Annotated in this window: 1 pseudogene; it reads right to left on the reverse strand. The window is 87.8% G+C overall.

The features are described 5' to 3' along the window. A pseudogene (locus A4V12_RS38655) lies at nucleotides 1–294 on the reverse strand (hypothetical protein); the annotation flags it as partial.

Here is a 294-nt window from a genome sequence, read left to right on the forward strand (position 1 = left end):
CGGGACGATGAGGTCGATCACGCCGTCCGGGCGGACGAGCACCGCCGTGGGTTCGCGCAGGCCGAGCTTCGGACCGCCGGTGACCACGCGGGTGTGGACTCCGCCGGTGGGCGCCGCGGCGAGGAAGCGGCGGGCCCGCTCGGCGGCGGCCGGGGCGGCCGCGCCGGCCCGGACCAGGAGGGGGGGGGCGCCGCCGCGGGGCGGGGGGGGGCGGGGGGGGCCGGCCGGCAGGGGGGCGGCCGGGCGGCGGGGCCCGGGGCCGCGGGCGGCCGCGGGGGCGGGGGGGGCGGGGCG

The sequence above is a fragment of the Streptomyces noursei genome (assembly GCF_001646665.1).
Lineage (GTDB): Bacteria > Actinomycetota > Actinomycetes > Streptomycetales > Streptomycetaceae > Streptomyces > Streptomyces lavendulocolor.